At 42.7% G+C, this 17,897-nt stretch carries 15 protein-coding genes; 11 read left to right on the top strand and 4 right to left on the bottom strand.

What is annotated here, in order from left to right; genetic code table 11:
• The first annotated feature begins 1 nt into the window (after position 1).
• The 8 genes from CFT42_RS03385 to CFT42_RS03350 all read left to right on the top strand — a co-directional run bounded on the left by CFT42_RS03385 (position 2) and on the right by CFT42_RS03350 (position 7,372).
• On the top strand, positions 2-1,096 hold the full coding sequence (locus tag CFT42_RS03385; protein ID WP_088809232.1) for an ABC transporter ATP-binding protein: 1,095 nt from the start codon (positions 2-4) through the stop codon (positions 1,094-1,096).
• The gene (locus tag CFT42_RS03380; protein ID WP_088809231.1) at positions 1,096-1,905 is read left to right on the top strand and encodes an ABC transporter permease; all 810 of its coding nucleotides are present in this window, start codon (positions 1,096-1,098) and stop codon (positions 1,903-1,905) included. Before CFT42_RS03385 ends, CFT42_RS03380 begins: the two co-directional genes overlap by 1 nt.
• Positions 1,902-2,708, top strand: a complete 807-nt coding sequence (locus tag CFT42_RS03375) for an ABC transporter permease (protein WP_088815372.1) — start codon at positions 1,902-1,904, stop codon at positions 2,706-2,708. Before CFT42_RS03380 ends, CFT42_RS03375 begins: the two co-directional genes overlap by 4 nt.
• Positions 2,705-3,778 carry an ABC transporter substrate-binding protein gene (locus tag CFT42_RS03370; RefSeq protein ID WP_088809229.1) on the top strand — a complete coding sequence of 358 codons (1,074 nt, stop codon included), beginning with the start codon at positions 2,705-2,707 and terminating at the stop codon, positions 3,776-3,778. Before CFT42_RS03375 ends, CFT42_RS03370 begins: the two co-directional genes overlap by 4 nt.
• 299 nt (positions 3,779-4,077) lie before the next feature.
• Entirely contained in the window at positions 4,078-4,779 is a 702-nt protein-coding gene (locus CFT42_RS03365) for a carbonic anhydrase family protein (RefSeq protein ID WP_088809228.1), read from the top strand.
• A 59-nt stretch (positions 4,780-4,838) separates the two neighbouring features.
• Complete coding sequence (locus tag CFT42_RS03360) at positions 4,839-5,381, top strand: HD domain-containing protein (RefSeq protein ID WP_088809227.1); 543 nt, start codon at positions 4,839-4,841, stop codon at positions 5,379-5,381.
• 133 nt (positions 5,382-5,514) lie between these two features.
• The gene (locus CFT42_RS03355; RefSeq protein ID WP_088809451.1) at positions 5,515-6,390 is read left to right on the top strand and encodes an ROK family protein; all 876 of its coding nucleotides are present in this window, start codon (positions 5,515-5,517) and stop codon (positions 6,388-6,390) included.
• Between the two features lie 52 nt (positions 6,391-6,442).
• Entirely contained in the window at positions 6,443-7,372 is a 930-nt protein-coding gene (locus tag CFT42_RS03350; protein ID WP_088809226.1) for a nitronate monooxygenase, read from the top strand.
• Between the two features lie 226 nt (positions 7,373-7,598).
• On the opposite strand, the gene CFT42_RS03345 is transcribed toward CFT42_RS03350, so the two are convergent.
• From CFT42_RS03345 to CFT42_RS03330, 4 genes are all read right to left on the bottom strand, one after another.
• Positions 7,599-8,174, bottom strand: a complete 576-nt coding sequence (locus CFT42_RS03345; RefSeq protein ID WP_088815371.1) for a histidine phosphatase family protein — start codon at positions 8,172-8,174, stop codon at positions 7,599-7,601.
• A 22-nt stretch (positions 8,175-8,196) separates the two neighbouring features.
• Positions 8,197-9,048: an aldo/keto reductase gene (locus tag CFT42_RS03340; protein ID WP_088809224.1), complete on the bottom strand. Its 852-nt coding sequence runs from the start codon at positions 9,046-9,048 to the stop codon at positions 8,197-8,199.
• A 127-nt stretch (positions 9,049-9,175) separates the two neighbouring features.
• Positions 9,176-10,543, bottom strand: coding sequence for an argininosuccinate lyase (gene argH / locus CFT42_RS03335; RefSeq protein WP_088815370.1), 1,368 nt, complete (start codon positions 10,541-10,543; stop codon positions 9,176-9,178).
• A gap of 3 nt (positions 10,544-10,546) precedes the next feature.
• Positions 10,547-11,761 carry an argininosuccinate synthase gene (locus CFT42_RS03330; protein WP_088809222.1) on the bottom strand — a complete coding sequence of 405 codons (1,215 nt, stop codon included), beginning with the start codon at positions 11,759-11,761 and terminating at the stop codon, positions 10,547-10,549.
• Between the two features lie 190 nt (positions 11,762-11,951).
• Between CFT42_RS03330 and CFT42_RS03325 the strand changes: the two genes are divergently transcribed.
• The 3 genes from CFT42_RS03325 to nifJ all read left to right on the top strand — a co-directional run bounded on the left by CFT42_RS03325 (position 11,952) and on the right by nifJ (position 17,886).
• Positions 11,952-12,995, top strand: a complete 1,044-nt coding sequence (locus tag CFT42_RS03325) for an alpha/beta hydrolase (protein WP_088815369.1) — start codon at positions 11,952-11,954, stop codon at positions 12,993-12,995.
• A 188-nt stretch (positions 12,996-13,183) separates the two neighbouring features.
• Positions 13,184-14,029 (top strand): hypothetical protein, encoded by an 846-nt coding sequence (locus tag CFT42_RS03320; RefSeq protein ID WP_088815368.1) that lies wholly within the window; start codon positions 13,184-13,186, stop codon positions 14,027-14,029.
• Between the two features lie 152 nt (positions 14,030-14,181).
• The gene (gene nifJ, locus CFT42_RS03315) at positions 14,182-17,886 is read left to right on the top strand and encodes a pyruvate:ferredoxin (flavodoxin) oxidoreductase (RefSeq protein WP_088815367.1); all 3,705 of its coding nucleotides are present in this window, start codon (positions 14,182-14,184) and stop codon (positions 17,884-17,886) included.
• Positions 17,887-17,897: the final 11 nt, after the last annotated feature.

Here is a 17,897-nt window from a genome sequence, read left to right as displayed (position 1 = left end):
TGTGCAAGATACAATTATTCGCTTTGAAAATGTAACGAAACAATTTGATGACGATGCGCCAGTTTTGGACAATGTCAGCTTTGAAATAGAAAAAGGTAAATTTTACACGCTGCTCGGACCATCAGGTTGCGGAAAAACAACGATTTTACGTCTCATTGCTGGCTTTTTAGAGGCAACAGACGGCGATATTTATTTAAACGAAAAGAAAATTAATGCGATTCCAGCAAATAAGCGCCCAGTTAATACCGTTTTTCAAGATTATGCGCTTTTCCCGCATTTAAACGTATATGAAAATGTCGCTTTCGGGCTAAGAATTAAAAAATTAGCGAAAAAGGTAATCGACGAGAAAGTAAAAGAAGCGCTTCGTTTCGTCAATCTCTCCGGCTACGAAAAACGCGAAATCAGTGAAATGAGTGGCGGCCAGCGTCAACGTGTTGCCATCGCCCGAGCTATTGTCAACGAGCCAGAAGTTATTCTTCTCGACGAGCCACTTTCCGCGCTCGACTTAAAGCTGCGGACGGAAATGCAATACGAGCTTCGCGACCTGCAACGCCGTCTAGGCATTACGTTCATTTTCGTTACGCATGATCAGGAAGAGGCGCTTGCCATGAGTGACGAAATCTTTGTTTTGAATAAAGGGGAGATCCAGCAAAGCGGGACGCCGATTGATATTTATGATGAGCCAATTAATCGCTTTGTGGCGGATTTTATTGGCGAATCGAACATCGTCCCTGGAAAAATGATTCAAGACTTCGAAGTCGAATTTGTCGGCCGTCATTTTGAATGTGTCGACCAAGGTTTTAACCCAAACGAAACCGTGGAAATCGTCATTCGTCCAGAAGACTTGGAAATTACCGCCGCCGATAAAGGACAGCTTCGCGTCAAGGTAGACTGGCTTTTATTTAGAGGTGTGCACTATGAAATGGGTTGTATCGACGTAGACGGCAACGAATGGCTCGTGCATACAACTAAAAAAGCAAAAATTGGCGATGAAATCGGTTTAACCTTTGATGCCGAAGCCATTCACGTCATGCGACTAGGTGAAACCGAAGCAGAATTCGACAAACGCCTAGAGAGCTACGACGAGGTAGAGTAATGACCAGACGCGCAAGAAACATGTATCTCGTCCCTTACGTCCTCTGGATTGTGCTGTTCGTCATCGCGCCAATTCTCCTCATCGTTTACTACTCATTTTTCGATGTGGACGGCAACTTTACGTTCGGCAATTACGTCCATTTTTTTACACCCGTTTATATGAAAATGACGCTAAGTTCTTTCTGGTACGCGTTTTTGATTACAGTTTTTACACTTTTGATTTCGTATCCGACAGCCTATTTACTCACAAAACTCAAACATAAACAGCTGTGGCTACTTTTAATTATTTTGCCAACATGGATTAATTTACTCTTGAAAGCTTACGCGTTTATTGGGATTTTCGGCACATACGGCGCAGCCAACCAATTTTTGGAACTCATTGGCATCGGGCAAAAACAAATTTTGTTTACCGATTTCAGTTTCCTATTCGTATCAACCTATATTTTTATCCCATTCATGATTTTGCCGATTTTTAATGCGCTAGAAGAACTCAACCCATCTCTCATTCAAGCATCTAAGGATTTAGGAGCATCTAGCTTTACAACATTTCGGCGCGTCATTTTGCCACTGACAGCTGACGGGGTAAAATCAGGTTGCCAAGCCGTATTCATACCAGCACTATCCCTTTTCATGATTACCCGACTCATCGCAGGGAACCGCGTCATCACACTCGGAACCGCGATTGAAGAACATTTTCTCGTCACACAAGACTGGGGTATGGGCTCAACAATCGGCGTCTTTTTAATCATCGCAATGATTTTAATTATGTTCTTAACAGGCTCAAAACGGAAGCGAGGTGCCCGTAAATGAAGAAGCGAAATTATGGTAACATTTATCTCATCATCGTCTTTATTTTGCTTTATGCACCGATTTTCTATTTAATGTTTTACTCGTTTAATTCTGGTGGCACAATGCATGGTTTTAAAGGCTTCACGCTCGGCTACTACAAAGAAGTTTTCAGCGATACAAGACTCCTAATTATCGTCTTAAACACATTCGTTATCGCGTTACTTTCATCGGTCATTGCAACGGCTATCGGCGTTTGCGGCGCACTGGCGATTAAATTTATACCACGGCCATTTGGTAAGAACTCACTTTTAAGTTTAAATAATGTCCTTATCGTAAGCCCTGACGTTATAATTGGCGCAAGTTTTCTAATTTTCTTCACGATTTTAGGTATTCGACTAGGCTTCATTTCCGTTTTAGTTTCACACATCGCTTTCAGTATTCCTATCGTCGTTTTGATGGTCTTGCCGAAACTACAAGAAATGAGTCCAACGCTCATCGATGCCGCTCGCGATTTAGGCGCCAGTCAGTGGAACGTCTTGTCGAAAGTGATTTTGCCATACATTGCACCAGGCGTACTTGCCGGCTTTTTTATGGCCCTCACGTATTCACTCGATGATTTCGCCGTCACCTTTTTTGTCACAGGAAACGGCTTCTCAACGCTGTCCGTTGAAATTTATTCGCGCGCGCGCCAAGGGATTTCCTTATCAATTAACGCGCTTTCCACTCTAATCTTCCTCTTCACCATTTTGCTCGTTATCGGTTACTACTTCATTAACCGTAGAAATGGCAATAAAGGAATTCGATCGGGGGCGACAAAAGAATGAAGGCTTTACTAAAAATTTTCATTCCAGTTCTTATTCTAGCTTTTGGTATGATGATTTTAGCAACAATGATGAATCGCTCCGAAGGGTATGCAGGCGGGAATACGCTTACGATTTATAACTGGGGCGACTATATTGACCCTACTTTAATCAAAAAATTTGAAAAAGAAACTGGCTTGAAGGTCATTTATCAAACTTTCGATTCGAATGAAGCGATGATGACAAAAATCGAACAAGGCGGCACAACGTTTGATATCGCGGTGCCAAGTGATTATGCCATCAATAAAATGAAGCAGGAGAACTTGCTTATTCCGCTTGACCACACCAAACTGCCAAACGAAAAATATTTAGATCAGCGGTTTATGAACCTTTCATTTGATGAAAATAACGAGTATTCCATGCCATATTTTTGGGGCACGCTCGGCATAATTTACAACAAAAAAATGTTTCCGGATAAAAACTTTGATAATTGGGATTCGCTCTGGGACCCAGAACTAAAAAATCAGATTCTACTCATTGACGGTGCGCGTGAAGTCATGGGTCTCGGCTTAAATAGCCTCGGCTACTCGCTAAACGACACAAACGAGGAACATCTACAAGAAGCCCTTCAGAAGTTGAAAAAAATGACGCCAAATGTGAAGGCGATTGTTGGAGATGAAATCAAGCTTTTGATGGCCGATAATGAGGCTGGCGTGGCTGTTACATTTTCAGGCGAAGCTTCCGAAATGCTGAGTGAGAATGAGGATTTAGATTACGTCATTCCAAAAGAAGGATCCAATTTGTGGTTTGATAACATGGTTATTCCAAAGACTGCTAAAAATGTAGACGGCGCACATAAATTCATCAACTTCATGTTAAAACCGGAAAACGCCGCAATTAACGCGGAATATGTCGGCTATGCGACGCCAAACGAGGCAGCCATTAAACTTTTACCGAAAGAAATCTCACAAGATAAGCGCTTTTACCCAGATATGAATGAACTTGATAATTTAGAAGTTTACGACAACCTCGGCAAGCGCATGCTTTCGCATTATAATGAACTATTTTTGGAGTTTAAGATGTACCGGAAGTAAAAACCTGTAAACTACGCAGAGAAGAGAGAAATTACAGATCTGGCTATTTTGTTATAAAAAAAGCGGTTAAAGATGCCATTATTGAAATAGAAAAATAAGAAACGCAGCGGTCAAATTATTTGGCCCTGCGTTTTTTTGTATTTTAAGTTGCATGAAAGATATGCGGTAAAATACCTTTAAAATGACTGCTTTTTACTCAAGTGTATGTCTTTTTTGTGAAAAGTTAGAGCATGCGAATTGTAAATTAGTAAACTTTTTTGCTACAATACTTGTAAGTTCTTTAGAAATGGGGGATATTTATGCCTGCTTATGAGATAAATTGGTCGTACAAAGGCGAAAAAGGACCTGCAAATTGGGGACATATTTGTTCCGATTTTGAAATAGCGCAAACTGGGGAAAAGCAATCGCCAATTAATATTCAGACAGAAGAAGTTCAAAGCGTAGAAGGAAATCCAATTGATTTTCACTACACAAATACAAATTTCACAATGAAACGTGTTGAAAATTCCGTGCATCTTTTTCCGCACGAAGATAATCAATATGTGACATTCCGTGATGATAAATATACGCTCCAAGCTTTCCATGCGCACATGCCAAGTGAGCACCATTTAGACGGAGAAAGCTACCCAATTGAGTGGCACTTCGTTCATGAAAATGCGCGCGGTGAGAAATTGGTTATTGGGGCTTTTATGGAAGTTGGCACGAACATTTCCATCGATTTAACGAACGTCAGACGTGCTTTTCCAGAAGTTTTCAAGGAATTTGGCGTCGAGCGTGAGCTGACACTAAATGTTGACGACTTTTTACCAGAAGAAAAAGCCTTTTTCTCTTATGAAGGGTCGCTAACTACGCCGCCAACTGTGGAAGGGATTACGTGGATTGTGCTTAAAAACAGACGTGTATTTGGGCACGTGGCGCATAAGGCACTGGAAAAAGTAATCGGTGGCACGAACCGCCCGATTCAAGAATTAAACGGACGCAAAATTACGTTTCATAAATAAAAGGGTAAGACGCAGCAATCGCTCGCGTCTTATTTAGTACAGAATGAGGATGATGACAGATGTATGAAAAAGCTGTAAAAATGGCTAGAGAAGCTCATGAAGGACAAAAACGTAAAATTACTGGTGAAAAGTACTTTTCGCACCCACTAAACGTTGCGCGCATTTTGCGTCAGGCTCAGCTGCCTGAATACGTTGTCGTTGCTGGGCTTCTTCATGATGCAGCCGAAGACACGGCGCTTACGATAGCGGATATTGAACGAGAATTCGGGGGAAAGGTAGCTAGACTTGTTGCGGCTCATACGGAGGATAAATCGCTTTCTTGGGAAAATCGGAAAAGTCATACCATTCATGTCGTCGAAACAGGCGACCTAGAAGTGAAATCCTTAATTGTTGCCGATAAATTAGATAATCTAACCTCAATTAAATATGCCCTTAGCTCTGAAGGAAATCAGGTGTGGACGTATTTTAAACGTGGTTACAGCGAGCAAAAATGGTATTATATGAGTGTTGCGGAAGTGATGTATAACGGAATTTCAAAAGATGAAGCACCAGCTTTTTTTGCCCAATATGATCGGCTCGTAAAAACGGTTTTTCGGCGGTAAATTTTTAAATTAAATTATCTGCCTTTTTAGGTATAAAGAATCTAAAACGCTAATTTTCTAAAAATAATCTTGTGTTTTTAGAAAAATGAGGTAAGATGTATTTGAAAACGTTTTACATAGGAGGAAATGAATGATGGTTTTTGGAGCGATTGAAGCAGGTGGTACAAAATTTGTTGTTGCGGTTGGCGATGAAAAAGGTCGAATTATTAAACGAGAAACTTACAAAACAACGGAACCCGCAGAAACGATGCAACAAGTGATTCAATTTTTCAAACAATATGAAAGCGATTTAAAAGCAATTGGTGTCGGCTCGTTTGGTCCTATTGACATTCGGAAAGACAGCGCAACTTATGGTTACATCACGCATACGCCAAAGCTTGCTTGGCGAAACTACAATATTATTGGGGCGCTTAAAGCGGAGTTTAGTGTACCGATGGGCTTTACAACCGACGTAAACGCGGCGGCACTTGGTGAAGTGACACTTGGCGCGGCGAAAGGATTAAGCAGTTGTATTTATGTGACAATCGGCACTGGAATCGGCGGGGGAGCAGTCGTTCGCGGCGAAATTTTAGAAGGATTTTCGCACCCGGAAATGGGGCATATCATGGTAAAACGCCATAAACACGACCGTTTCACAGGAAATTGTCCCTCACACGATGACTGTTTGGAAGGACTCGCGGCAGGTGGTGCTATTGAAAAACGTTGGGGGCAAAAAAGCGTCTTGCTTGCTGAGAACGAAGAAGTCTGGAACCTAGAAGCGCATTATTTGGCGCAGGCTGTTATGAATTACAGTTTGATTCTTTCGCCTGAGCGAATTATTTTAGGTGGCGGCGTCATGAAACAGCGCCAATTGTTCCCACTTGTACGTCAAAAGCTCAAAGGCCTCATGAATCAATACGTGCAACTACCAGCGCTTGATGAGTATATCGTTCCGCCGCTTTTAGAAGATGATGCGGGCATTACGGGCTGTGTGATTTTAGCCGTTCAAACGTACGAAAGAGAGTTTTAAAGCGACCATATTTTTGGTATAATGTGAGCAAACACACATTTGGAGGATTACTATGTCAATTACAACTTTACTGGGAATTAAATACCCCATCATTCAAGGTGCGATGGCGCAAATTGCGAAGGCACCCCTAGTTTCTGCCGTATCAAACGCCGGCGGGCTTGGCATCATTGCGTCTGGCGGAATGAGCGCGGATGATTTGCGGGTTGAAATTCAGAAAACGAAGGCGCTCACGGATAAGCCATTTGGCGTTAATTTAATGCTAATGATGGAAAATATTCAGGAACTTACGGACGTCTTAATTGAAGAGGACGTTAAAATAATTACAACAGGCGCTGGCACACCAAAAAGTTTCATGCCGATTTGGAAGGAAGCAGGCATAATCGTCATGCCAGTTGTGCCGTCTGTCATGATTGCTAAAAGGATGGCGAAGCTTGGGGCGGATGCGATTATTGCGGAAGGCACGGAAGCTGGTGGGCATGTCGGCGAAACGACGACGATGGCCTTGTTACCGCAAATTGTAGATGCTGTCGATATCCCCGTTGTCGGGGCTGGTGGCGTTGCAGACGGGCGGGGAATTGCGGCTTGTTTTGCGCTTGGCGCAGAAGGCGTTCAGGTTGGGACCCGCTTTTTAGCCACAGATGAATGCCCTGTACACCCTAACTTCAAAGCTGCGATGTTAAAGGCAAGTGATCGCGATACGACGGTCACGGGTAGAAAAGCGGGCGCGCCTGTGCGTTCGATTAAAAACAAAATGATTAAAGAATACTTGCGTTTGGAAGAAGAAAATGTCGACCGCGATGCCCTAGAAGCATTGACGCTTGGCTCGCTAAGAAAAGCGGTTTTAGAAGGCGACACAGAAAATGGTTCTATCATGGCCGGTCAAATTACGGGTATGATAACGGATATTAAACCGTGCGCGGAAGTCATTCAAGATATGATGCGCGAGGCAAAACGTGTTGCGGGGAATTTGGTGGTTGAATAAAAGAAGAGAGCCAGAGGAGGCTCTCTTCAGAGTGATGACAAACGGCGATCTTCGTCGTTAAAACCTCCGTTCCGCTCCTCACGTACTCGAGTACGTTCCGGTGCGGTACTCGGTTTTGCCTAGAATCTCACCATTTGTCATCACTCTGATTTTGCGTGGTACGTTTTGTTTGGTGTGAATTTAAAGCTCTTCTACAAGCTGAAGAGAGCCCCGTGGCTCTCTTCTTTTATATGGAAGTGAAATCATGTTCAATAATCTCTTCTAAAATAAATTGATTTTGGTGATACTGGTATTTGAACAAAGAGCAGTTTTGTATTTTGGCTTTCTTTTTAACGGGGCTGGTATGTTCCCAGTGACGATAAAAGTTGGCTATTGCGGCGCCGTGTGAGACGATTAAAATGTTGCTTTCGCGGCTGTTTTTTGTGATGTCTGTAATGGTCTTTGTGATTCTTTCTTCTACTTCTATTTGTGATTCACCGCCAAACTGGATGAAAAAATCTTGATAGGGAAGAGGTGGATTTAAATGTTCGCCCTCTCCTTCGTAAGTTCCAAAATTCCATTCACGTAAACCTTTTACACGCTTATAAGGGATGTCTGTCAGTAGTTCAAGGGTATCACAGGCTCTTTCAGACGTTGAAGAATAAGCCTCATCCAAAATAATATTATTACGTTCTATATGGGTACGCGCTATTTTTGCTTGTTTAATACCTATTGGTGTTAGCGGGGAGTCGCAAAAACCTTGAATTTTATGCTGTGCATTAAAAAGTGTTTGACCGTGACGCATTAAATATACAGTTTTCATTTACGAATCCTCATTTCTGCTATTAAATACCTTCAATTTCTCGTGTCGCCATCCATTTAATCATAGATGGATCTGCATGTGAGAAAAATTGGCTTTCACCGATGTTCATTGTTGCAATGGCTTCTTTATCTTCCTCCGTTAGTGAGAAATCAAACACATCGATATTTTCCATCATACGTTCTAATTTTACTGATTTAGCTAGCACAATGATATCTTGTTCGACTAGCCAGCGGACAATAATTTGCGCGGTGCTTTTTCCGTATTTTCCCCCAATTTTTGTTAAAACGGGATGATTGAAAATATCATTTTTACCTTCAGCAAAGGGTGCCCATGCTTCGGCGGCAATTCCTTCTTCTTGGAGGGCATGAATGTTTTTTGTTTGCTGCTGGAAAGGGTTAATTTCAATTTGATTGACTTGAGGTGTGACCGCATTGAATTCAGCTAAATCGACGGCGCGTTCTACTGCAAAATTAGAAACTCCAATCGCTTTTACTTGACCGTTTTTCTGTAATTCTTCCATTGCCCGCCAAGCGCCGTAAATATCGTTATAAGGTTGATGAATGAGTAATAAATCAACGTAATTAAGGCTCAGACGCTCTAACGATTCTTGGTAGGATTTCATAACACCGTCATAACTAACATTATGAACCCAAATTTTTGTTGTCACAAATAATTCTTCACGAGGGATTCCAGAAGCGGCAATTCCTTGACCAACTTCTTGTTCGTTTAGATAACTTTGCGCTGTGTCGATATGTCTGTAGCCAGCTTTAATTGCGTTTTTAACGGCTTCGGCAGTTTCTTCTTTTGGAATTTGATATACACCAAATCCTAAAATTGGGATTTCAATCCCGTTGTTTAGTTGGATGTTTTTCATGTTATATTCCTCCTCCATTTTTACATTCTTAGTATAAATGTTGGAGTGGACTCTAAGGCAAGTTATATGATTTTTAAAACGAAATTTATGCTTGTTTTTTTATATGTCCGAGACTCGCTATTCGTTATTATTTTTCTTTCGCTCGTTCTATCGCTTGTCGCACCGAATCGAAACCAGTTCCGCCGTAAGAGGTGCGTTTTTCTACAGCCGTTTTCGAGGCTAGACTTTCATATATATCCGCTTCAATAAGAGGCGAGACGGCCTTGTAATCTGCGAGTGAGATATCTTGCAGGAAAATTCCTTTTTTCGTGCAGTCTAAAACGAGTTTTCCAACGATTTCATGCGCTTCTCTGAAAGGCACGCCTTTTTTAGCTAAATAATCGGCGAGTTCGGTCGCGTTTGAGAAATCTTTTTCGGTCGCTGTTTGCATGCCTTTTTCGTTTACGCTCATCGTATCAATCATTCCGGCGAAGATGGCTAAACTGTTCGTCACCGTTTCCACTGTATCAAACATGCCTTCTTTGTCTTCTTGGAGGTCTTTATTATAGGCGAGAGGGAGGCTTTTCATGACTGTAAGAAGCGAAAATAAATTCCCGTAGACTCGTCCCGTTTTCCCCCGAATAAGCTCTGCCATGTCGGGGTTTTTCTTTTGAGGCATGATAGAACTGCCGGTTGAAAAAGCATCGGTTAGTGTGACAAATTGAAACTCGTGGCTCGTCCATAAAATAAGCTCTTCGCAAAAACGCGAGAGATGCATCATTAAAATTGCCGAATGGCTTAAAAATTCGATAATGTAATCGCGGTCGCTTACGGCATCCAAACTGTTTTCATAGACGTTCTCAAATTCCAGTAGCTCTGCGCTGTATTGGCGATCAATTGGAAAAGTTGTGCCAGCAAGCGCGGCGGCTCCGAGCGGTGAATAGTCGATGCGCGTTAGATTTTCTTGAAAGCGCTCCGTGTCACGCGAAAACATATCATGATAGGCGAGCAAGTGATGGGCGAACGAAATCGGCTGCGCGTGCTGCAAATGCGTATAGCCGGGCATAATCGTCTCCACATGCGCCTCTGCTTTTTGGATTAACACGAGTTTTAAATGTTTAAGCGCCTTTAAAATGTCGTTTACCGCGCGTTTTAAGTACAAGTGCATATCCGTTGCCACTTGATCGTTGCGACTTCTCGCCGTGTGCAGCTTGCCTGCTGTCGCACCAATTTCATCGTGCAGTAATTTTTCCAAATTTAAATGGATATCTTCATTTTGCGTTGTAAACTGAAGTTTTCCTTGCTGCAATTTATGTCGCATTGACTCCAAACCAGAAATAATCAATTTGGCGTCGTCTGCTGGCAAAATCCCAGTCTTACCAAGCATCTTTACATGCGCCAAGCTACCTGTAATATCCTCGTCCGCGAGTTTTTGGTCGAACGAAATCGATGCACCAAACGCATCAATCCAGTCTTCGCTCACGCCTTCAAAGCGGCCGCCCCAAAGTTTTTCCATTCGTCACACCTCGCTTATCGCGGTTTTTTGTGCATTCACTTCTGCGTTCACTTTAGTTGGCAGACCGAACAGCTTAATAAAACCAACTGCAGCCTCCTGATCAAAAGTATCTGCCGAGGTATACGTGGCCAAGTTTTCATCATAAAGGGAATTAGGTGACTTTCTTCCTTCTACAATGGCATGCCCTTTGTAAAGTTTTAGGCGGATAACGCCGTTTACATACTGCTGTGTCGTTTTTAGGAAGCTGATAAGTGCCTCTGTGAGCGGCGAATACCAAAGCCCGTTATAAATGGTTTCGCTGATTTTTTGCTCAATAAGCGGTTTGAAATGCGCCATTTCGCGAACGAAAGTCAAGTCTTCAAGCGCTTTATGAGCGGTGATTAGCGTCACGGCACCAGGGCATTCATACACTTCGCGTGATTTAATGCCGACTAAGCGATTTTCGATGTGATCGATGCGTCCGATTCCGTGCTTGCCGGCAATTTGGTTCAGCGCAAGAATTAAATCCGCGAGCCCCATTTCTTCATCGTTTAGCGCGATTGGCACGCCAGATTTAAACGCAATCTCAATGAATTCCGGCGCATCGGGCGCGTTTTCAAGTGAGGCAGTTAGGTCATATGCTGCTTCAGGTGGGGCTGTCCACGGGTTTTCTAAGACACCGCATTCATTGCTTCTGCCCCATAAATTTTGATCAACAGAAAACGGGTTGTCTAAGTCAATTGGAATCGGAATCCCGTTTTCTTTTGCATAGGCAATTTCTTCTTCGCGCGACCATTTCCAGTCACGAACGGGCGCAACGACTTTTAAATGCGGGGCTAGGGCATGGATTGCGACTTCAAAACGGACTTGGTCATTGCCTTTCCCCGTACAGCCATGCGCGATGGCAGAAGCCCCTTCTTTTTCGGCGATTTCAACAAGTTTTTTCGCGATTAAAGGTCTTGAAAGTGCCGAAACAAGCGGGTATTCCCCTTCGTAGTAGGCATGGGCTTGAAGCGCCACCAACGCAAATTCTTTCGCAAACTCATCTTTTGCGTCCACCGTGTAAGAGGCAGAAGCCCCAACTTCTAAAGCTTTTTCTTTAATAAAATCGAGGTTTTTCCCTTCCCCAACGTCTAGACAGCAAGCAATGACATCATAATTTGAATGAACGAGCCACTTGATTGCTACAGAAGTGTCCAAACCACCAGAATAAGCCAAAATAATTTTTTCCTTCACCATTTTAACAGCCCCTTTATTTATAAATATACATTTTATTTAATATATATTATCACTGATTATGTATTTTTACAACAAAAAATTAATTTTTATTCACTTGGGTGTTTAAAAATCCACGTTGCGTTATAATTGGTTAACTGAAATAAACCTGATATACTTAGAAAGTAAATTACTGATTAGGAGATGAGCGCAATTGAAAAATACGTTGAAATGGATAGGCATCCTTGCTTTCGGCATTATTTTATTACCGCTTCTTGCTGTTTTATTTATCTATAAAAAAGCAGTTGGGAAACGCGATTACGATCCAAAAGTTTTGGATAATTTAGAAGAAGCTGCGCAAGATTACGTGAAAAAGAAGGCGCCACTTTCTGATGTGGATTCTCGTTATAAATACATTCGTCTTGCTGAAAAAGCGATTCCAGCAGCCAAACAAATTGAAATTGGCGACACGGAAGATAAAAAAATTGATGGACCAGGTGGGAAAATTCCACTGCGAATTTATACGCCACAAGAAGAAGGTCCATACGATATTATCATTTATTTCCACGGTGGTGGATTTATTACCGGCGGTCTCCAAACGCACGATACAATAGCTCGTAAACTTGTTCAAAAAACAGGCGCACGTGTTGTATCGGTAGATTATCGTTTGGCACCAGAAAATCCTTTCCCAGCAGCTATTGAAGATGCTTACGCGACACTTCTTTGGGCGGCTAGCCATAAGACGAGCTTGCGAAACAAAACAGGGCAACTCATTGTGGCCGGCGATAGCACAGGCGCAAACATTGCGGCAGTTGTAGCCCAGCTTGCTAAAGCGAAAGGACAGCCAGAAATCAGCAAGCAAATTTTACTTTATCCGGCTACGGATATCTTTAGTCGTGATGCTTCTGTTTTATACCCATCGATGGATGAATTTAGTGAGGGGTATGTACTTACGAAAGAATCGCTCGACAAGTATTTTAAACTATACTTACGGAATGCGACTGACCGGAAATATGATCCGCTTGTAGCGCCAATTCGTAGCAAAGATTTAAGCGGCTTGCCGAAAACATTCCTCGTGACGGCGGAGTACGACCCGCTTCGTGACCAAGGTGAGGCTTACGCCAAAAAATTAAAAGACGCTGGCGTACCAGTTTTCGCCAAACGTCTTGAAAAAGTTCCGCATGATTTCATGAACACGGAAACTGCTGCGGCAGAAGAAACATACGAATTAATTCAAGAGTTTTTGGAAGAAAAATAAACATGACGAACGACCTGCTATTTATATGCGGGTCGTTTTTTGGTTTGCCAAGAGTTCAATAAAGTGTCGAAAATATACACAAAAACTCACTACTTAATTGAAATATCTAGAATTATTCACAAAAATGTCGAAATTATACTTATTTCTGTTTGGTATAATAAAAGTAAATAGAAAAGGGAGAGGGTAAAATGAAAAATAATATAGCTGGTTTGTTAGATTCGAATGTAAATGAGGTTGTTACAGAAGAGATGTTAATTAAAGAAAATTTGCTTAGGTTTACAGATATATCAATTCAACTAAGCAACATTTCTTATTTGTTTTCGGGAAAGAAGAAGTTTAAAATACCTATTGTTATGATTATCTTTATACTCATTTCATTAATTTTACTTTTTACAGTTCCTATCGTAGGCGTTATTCTAACGGGTATTTCAGCTTTTTATGTTTGGACTATATATAATAATTATACAAGTAGCAAGCAGTACCTAACTTTATACTTGAATTCAGGACAGGTTTATCAAATCCACTTTAATAGCCGAGAATTTTTAGAGCAAGTGCGAGATGCAGTTGAATTTGCTTTTAATAATAATAATGCTTATTACGATATCAATATTGAGAAGCAGACTATTGAAAATGGAGATAAATATTCTATAACGAGTAAACATGCAAATATAAATTCGCACAATAAAAATAGTTTCAATGATTCATCTATTAATGTGAAAGATACACATGGAAGTACAATTCAAGGTGCGATAAGTGGAAATGACAATAGAACTTCAAATACTATAAATAAAGAGACAAGTTATAATTGGAAAGAGATTCAAGCGGAATTAAAAAAAGTGATTGAGGCAATTAAAATTGATTCAGAAGTTAAAAAGGCTAGTCTGGAAGCTTTAAAAGCAGCAAACCAACAAAATGAAAAAGAATTTGTTGCTGTTGTGAAAAATAATAAAACGGTCTTTTTATCTGAGTTATTCCAAAATATTGTTAGCCAATCTTTGGCTCAAGTCATAACATATACAATGGGGATACGTTAAAATAAAAAAGAGCAAACTACGAAATTTAAGTTTGCTCTTTTTTAGCTATTCATTTTAAAAACAGGAAAAAATGCCAATTGAGCCTTGGGCTAAACTGGTGTACAATGATATGATAAAGTTTGAACAAAAAATTAGAGACTGGAAGTGCAATCATGCGAAAACAAAAAACAATGGACGGAAACACAGCTGCGGCCTATGTTTCCTATGCGTTTACTGAAGTTGCCGCAATCTATCCAATCACGCCAAGCTCAACAATGGCAGAGCTCGTAGACGAGTGGTCATCTGCTGGTAAGCAAAACTTATTTGGGGAAAAAGTAAAAGTAGTTGAAATGCAATCAGAAGCAGGAGCGGCCGGAACCGTTCACGGCTCATTACGCGCCGGAGCTTTAACTAGTACGTATACGGCTTCGCAAGGGCTTTTACTGATGATTCCAAACATGTATAAAATAGCTGGTGAATTACTGCCAACTGTCTTCCATGTTTCCGCGCGAACGATTTCCGCTGCATCGCTGAACATTTTCGGGGACCATAGCGATGTCATGGCGGCCAGACAAACCGGCTTTGCAATGCTCGCAGAAGGCTCCGTGCAGGAAGTCATGGACTTATCAGCAGTCGCGCACCTCGCCACATTAAAAGGTCGCCTGCCATTTATGAACTTTTTCGACGGCTTCAGAACGAGCCACGAACTACAAAAAATCGAAGTGCTCGAATACGAAGAACTAAAAGCACTTTTGGACGAAAGTTCCCTCGCCGAATTTCGCGAACGAGCAATGTCACCCAATCGTCCTACAACGTCTGGATCCAACCAAAACCCAGATATTTTCTTCCAGCAACGTGAAACCGTCAATCAGTATTACGAGAAAATTCCTACAATCGTACGTGATTATATGAACGAAATTAACGCGCTACGTGGAACGAATTATGATTTGGTCAATTATTACGGAGACGAAGAAGCGACGGACGTTATCGTTTCGATGGGCTCTGTAACACCAGTTGTGGAACAAGTTATCGATCAGCTCATGCGGGAAGGGAAGAAAGTCGGACTGCTAAATATTCGGCTGTATCGACCATTTCCAGCGGATGTTTTTTTAGAAAAAATGCCAAAAACAGTCGAACGTGTCGCAGTGCTTGATAGAACGAAGGAGCCAGGCGCTTCTGGTGAGCCGTTGTTACTAGACGTTCAAAGCGCGCTTTACGATGCGAAAGCTCGGCCGCTCGTCATTGGTGGGCGTTACGGTTTAGGTTCAAAAGATGTTACCCCAGACCAGATACTGGGCGTTTATTCGCACCTAAAAAGTGAGGCACCAAAACCACGGTTCACAATTGGGATTTTCGATGATGTGACGCATTTGTCGCTGCCGGCAATTGGAACGAAGGATTTGACGAATGAAAACACGTTCCAATGTAAATTTTTCGGATTTGGTTCTGATGGGACGGTTGGCGCGAATAAAGCGGCAATTAAAATCATTGGTGATAAGACGGATTTAAACGTGCAAGGCTATTTTTCCTACGACTCGAAAAAATCAGGTGGCTTGACCATCTCACATCTTCGGTTCGGCGAAAATAAAATTCGTTCGGCATATTTAATTTCCAAGCCGAATTTTGTTTCCTGCTCGTCGGCGTCTTACGTAAGCCAGTACGATTTACTTGATGGCTTAAAACCAGGCGGCACCTTCTTATTAAATACCGTTTGGGAAGGCGAACAACTTGAGCGGCATTTACCTGCCAAAATGAAGCGCTACATGGCGGAAAATGATATCCAATTTTATACGATAAATGCCATTAAAATCGCGGCGAATGCCGGGCTTGGACGTCGTATGAATACGGTCATGCAAACGGCCTTCTTTAAACTGACGAACATCTTGCCATTTGACGTGGCTTTCAGCGAACTGAAAGAATCGGCCATTCGCACCTACGGGAAAAAAGATATGGCGGTTGCAGAAAAAAATATTTGTGCCATGGACGACACGCTTACGCATTTAACCAAAGTAGAAATCCCTGCTTCTTGGAAAGCAGAAACTGAACAGCCTGCGCCTAGATATGCTGATAAACCGGCTTATGTGAAGCACATTTTAGAGCCCGTAAACCGTCTAGAAGGTGATTCGCTGTCGGTCGGTACGCTGATTGCAAACGGCATGGTGGACGGCAGCTACCCGCAAGGTACGGCGGCTTACGAGAAACGCGGTGTGGCGCTTGAAGTACCCGAATGGGTTTCAGAAAACTGCACGATGTGTAATGAATGTGCCTTCGTTTGTCCGCACGCGGCTATTCGCCCAGTTCTTGTGAATGAAGCGGAAAAAGAGGCGGCTCCGGCTGGATTTTTAACACGCGAAATGCGCGGCAAAGACGGTTTGAATTACCGCATTCAAGTGTCGCCAATGGATTGCACGGGCTGCAATTTGTGCGCGCACGCTTGCCCAGCGAAAGATAAGGCACTTGTTATGAAGCCATTTGAAGAAATGACGGAAAAAGAAGCAGGCAATTGGGACTTCGCGATGACAGTTTCACCGAAGAAAAACCCTGGCAAAAAAGAAACGCTTCCAGGCAGCCAATTTGAACAGCCGCTACTTGAATTTTCAGGGGCATGTGCGGGTTGTGGTGAAACGCCTTATGTGAAGCTCCTGACGCAATTGTTTGGCGACCGTATGATGATTGCCAATGCGACAGGCTGCTCATCCATTTGGGGGGCATCAGCACCGGCGACGCCGTACACGGTGAACGCTGACGGGCACGGCCCCGCATGGGCAAATTCGTTGCTTGAAGATAATGCGGAATACGGATTTGGTATGCATCTCGCGAACAAGACGATGCGGGAGGCGCTCTTGCACGACGTTCTCGGAGTCCTCAAACAAGATACGCTTTCGGACAATCTCCGTTTGGCGCTCACAGAATGGCGGGACGGCATGCATGAAAGCGAAGGGACGCGAGAACGCGCGGAAAACCTACAACTGGCCCTTCTAGCAGAAATGAATGGTCAAAGAGAGCTTGAGTCGCTTTACGCCAAACGCGATTTATTCATAAAAAGATCGCAGTGGATGGTCGGCGGAGATGGCTGGGCTTATGATATCGGCTTTGGTGGTATCGATCACGTGCTTGCGTCTGGCGAAAATGTGAATATGCTCGTGATGGACAACGAAGTTTACTCGAATACGGGCGGGCAGTCGTCTAAGGCGACACCAATGTCGGCGCTCGCGAAATTTGCTAGTTCTGGAAAGCGTATGGGGAAAAAGGACCTCGGTTTTATGGCGATGAGTTACGGTAATGTGTATGTGGCTCAAGTGGCCATGGGGGCAAACAAAAAGCAACTTATCAAAGCTTTCCTTGAAGCAGAGCAATTTGATGGACCATCGCTCATCATCGCATATACGCCTTGTATCACTCACGGGATTTCAGCGGGCATGAAAACGATGCTAACGGAAACGGATATGGCGGTTTCATGCGGCTACTGGAATTTATATCGCTACAATCCAGAGCTCGTTGAAAAAGGAAAAAATCCGATGGTGATGGACTTTAAAAAACCAGATTTCGATCAGTTTTATGACTTTTTAAAACGTGAAACGCGATTTTCGGCGCTTTATAAGGCGAATCCAGACACAGCGCTTTCCATCTCGAATGCAACGAAGGAAGATGCACTGCGCCGCTTTAAGCGCTATGCAAACATGGCGGGGCTAGATACGGATAAAATTTTCGGCAAAAAAGAGGGCGAAGTAAAGAAAGAATCAAGCGCGGACGAACGCGCGGCTAGGAAACTTGCACGTGAAGCTGCTCGTTCTGAGGCACCAGTCGACCCTGAACGTGAAGCAAGACGACTAGCAAGAGAAGCGCGTAAAAAGGCGAAAATGGAGCAAGGAGAATAATAAAAAAGAGA

Source organism: Listeria goaensis, from assembly GCF_900186125.1.
Lineage (GTDB): Bacteria > Bacillota > Bacilli > Lactobacillales > Listeriaceae > Listeria > Listeria goaensis.
This window is presented reverse-complemented; position numbering and strand designations above follow the sequence as displayed.

Excerpts from the sequence above, each read along its gene's own strand:
- CFT42_RS03370 (WP_088809229.1), top strand. The coding sequence starts at position 2,705 with ATGAAGGCTTTACTAAAAATTTTCATTCCAGTTCTTATTCTAGCTTTT.
- CFT42_RS03355 (WP_088809451.1), top strand. The coding sequence starts at position 5,515 with ATGGTTTTTGGAGCGATTGAAGCAGGTGGTACAAAATTTGTTGTTGCG.
- CFT42_RS03360 (WP_088809227.1), top strand. The coding sequence starts at position 4,839 with ATGTATGAAAAAGCTGTAAAAATGGCTAGAGAAGCTCATGAAGGACAA.
- CFT42_RS03350 (WP_088809226.1), top strand. The coding sequence starts at position 6,443 with ATGTCAATTACAACTTTACTGGGAATTAAATACCCCATCATTCAAGGT.
- CFT42_RS03320 (WP_088815368.1), top strand. The coding sequence starts at position 13,184 with ATGAAAAATAATATAGCTGGTTTGTTAGATTCGAATGTAAATGAGGTT.
- CFT42_RS03380 (WP_088809231.1), top strand. The coding sequence starts at position 1,096 with ATGACCAGACGCGCAAGAAACATGTATCTCGTCCCTTACGTCCTCTGG.
- CFT42_RS03365 (WP_088809228.1), top strand. The coding sequence starts at position 4,078 with ATGCCTGCTTATGAGATAAATTGGTCGTACAAAGGCGAAAAAGGACCT.
- argH (WP_088815370.1), bottom strand. The coding sequence starts at position 10,543 with ATGGAAAAACTTTGGGGCGGCCGCTTTGAAGGCGTGAGCGAAGACTGG.
- CFT42_RS03340 (WP_088809224.1), bottom strand. The coding sequence starts at position 9,048 with ATGAAAAACATCCAACTAAACAACGGGATTGAAATCCCAATTTTAGGA.
- CFT42_RS03330 (WP_088809222.1), bottom strand. The coding sequence starts at position 11,761 with ATGGTGAAGGAAAAAATTATTTTGGCTTATTCTGGTGGTTTGGACACT.
- CFT42_RS03345 (WP_088815371.1), bottom strand. The coding sequence starts at position 8,174 with ATGAAAACTGTATATTTAATGCGTCACGGTCAAACACTTTTTAATGCA.
- CFT42_RS03375 (WP_088815372.1), top strand. The coding sequence starts at position 1,902 with ATGAAGAAGCGAAATTATGGTAACATTTATCTCATCATCGTCTTTATT.
- nifJ (WP_088815367.1), top strand. The coding sequence starts at position 14,182 with ATGCGAAAACAAAAAACAATGGACGGAAACACAGCTGCGGCCTATGTT.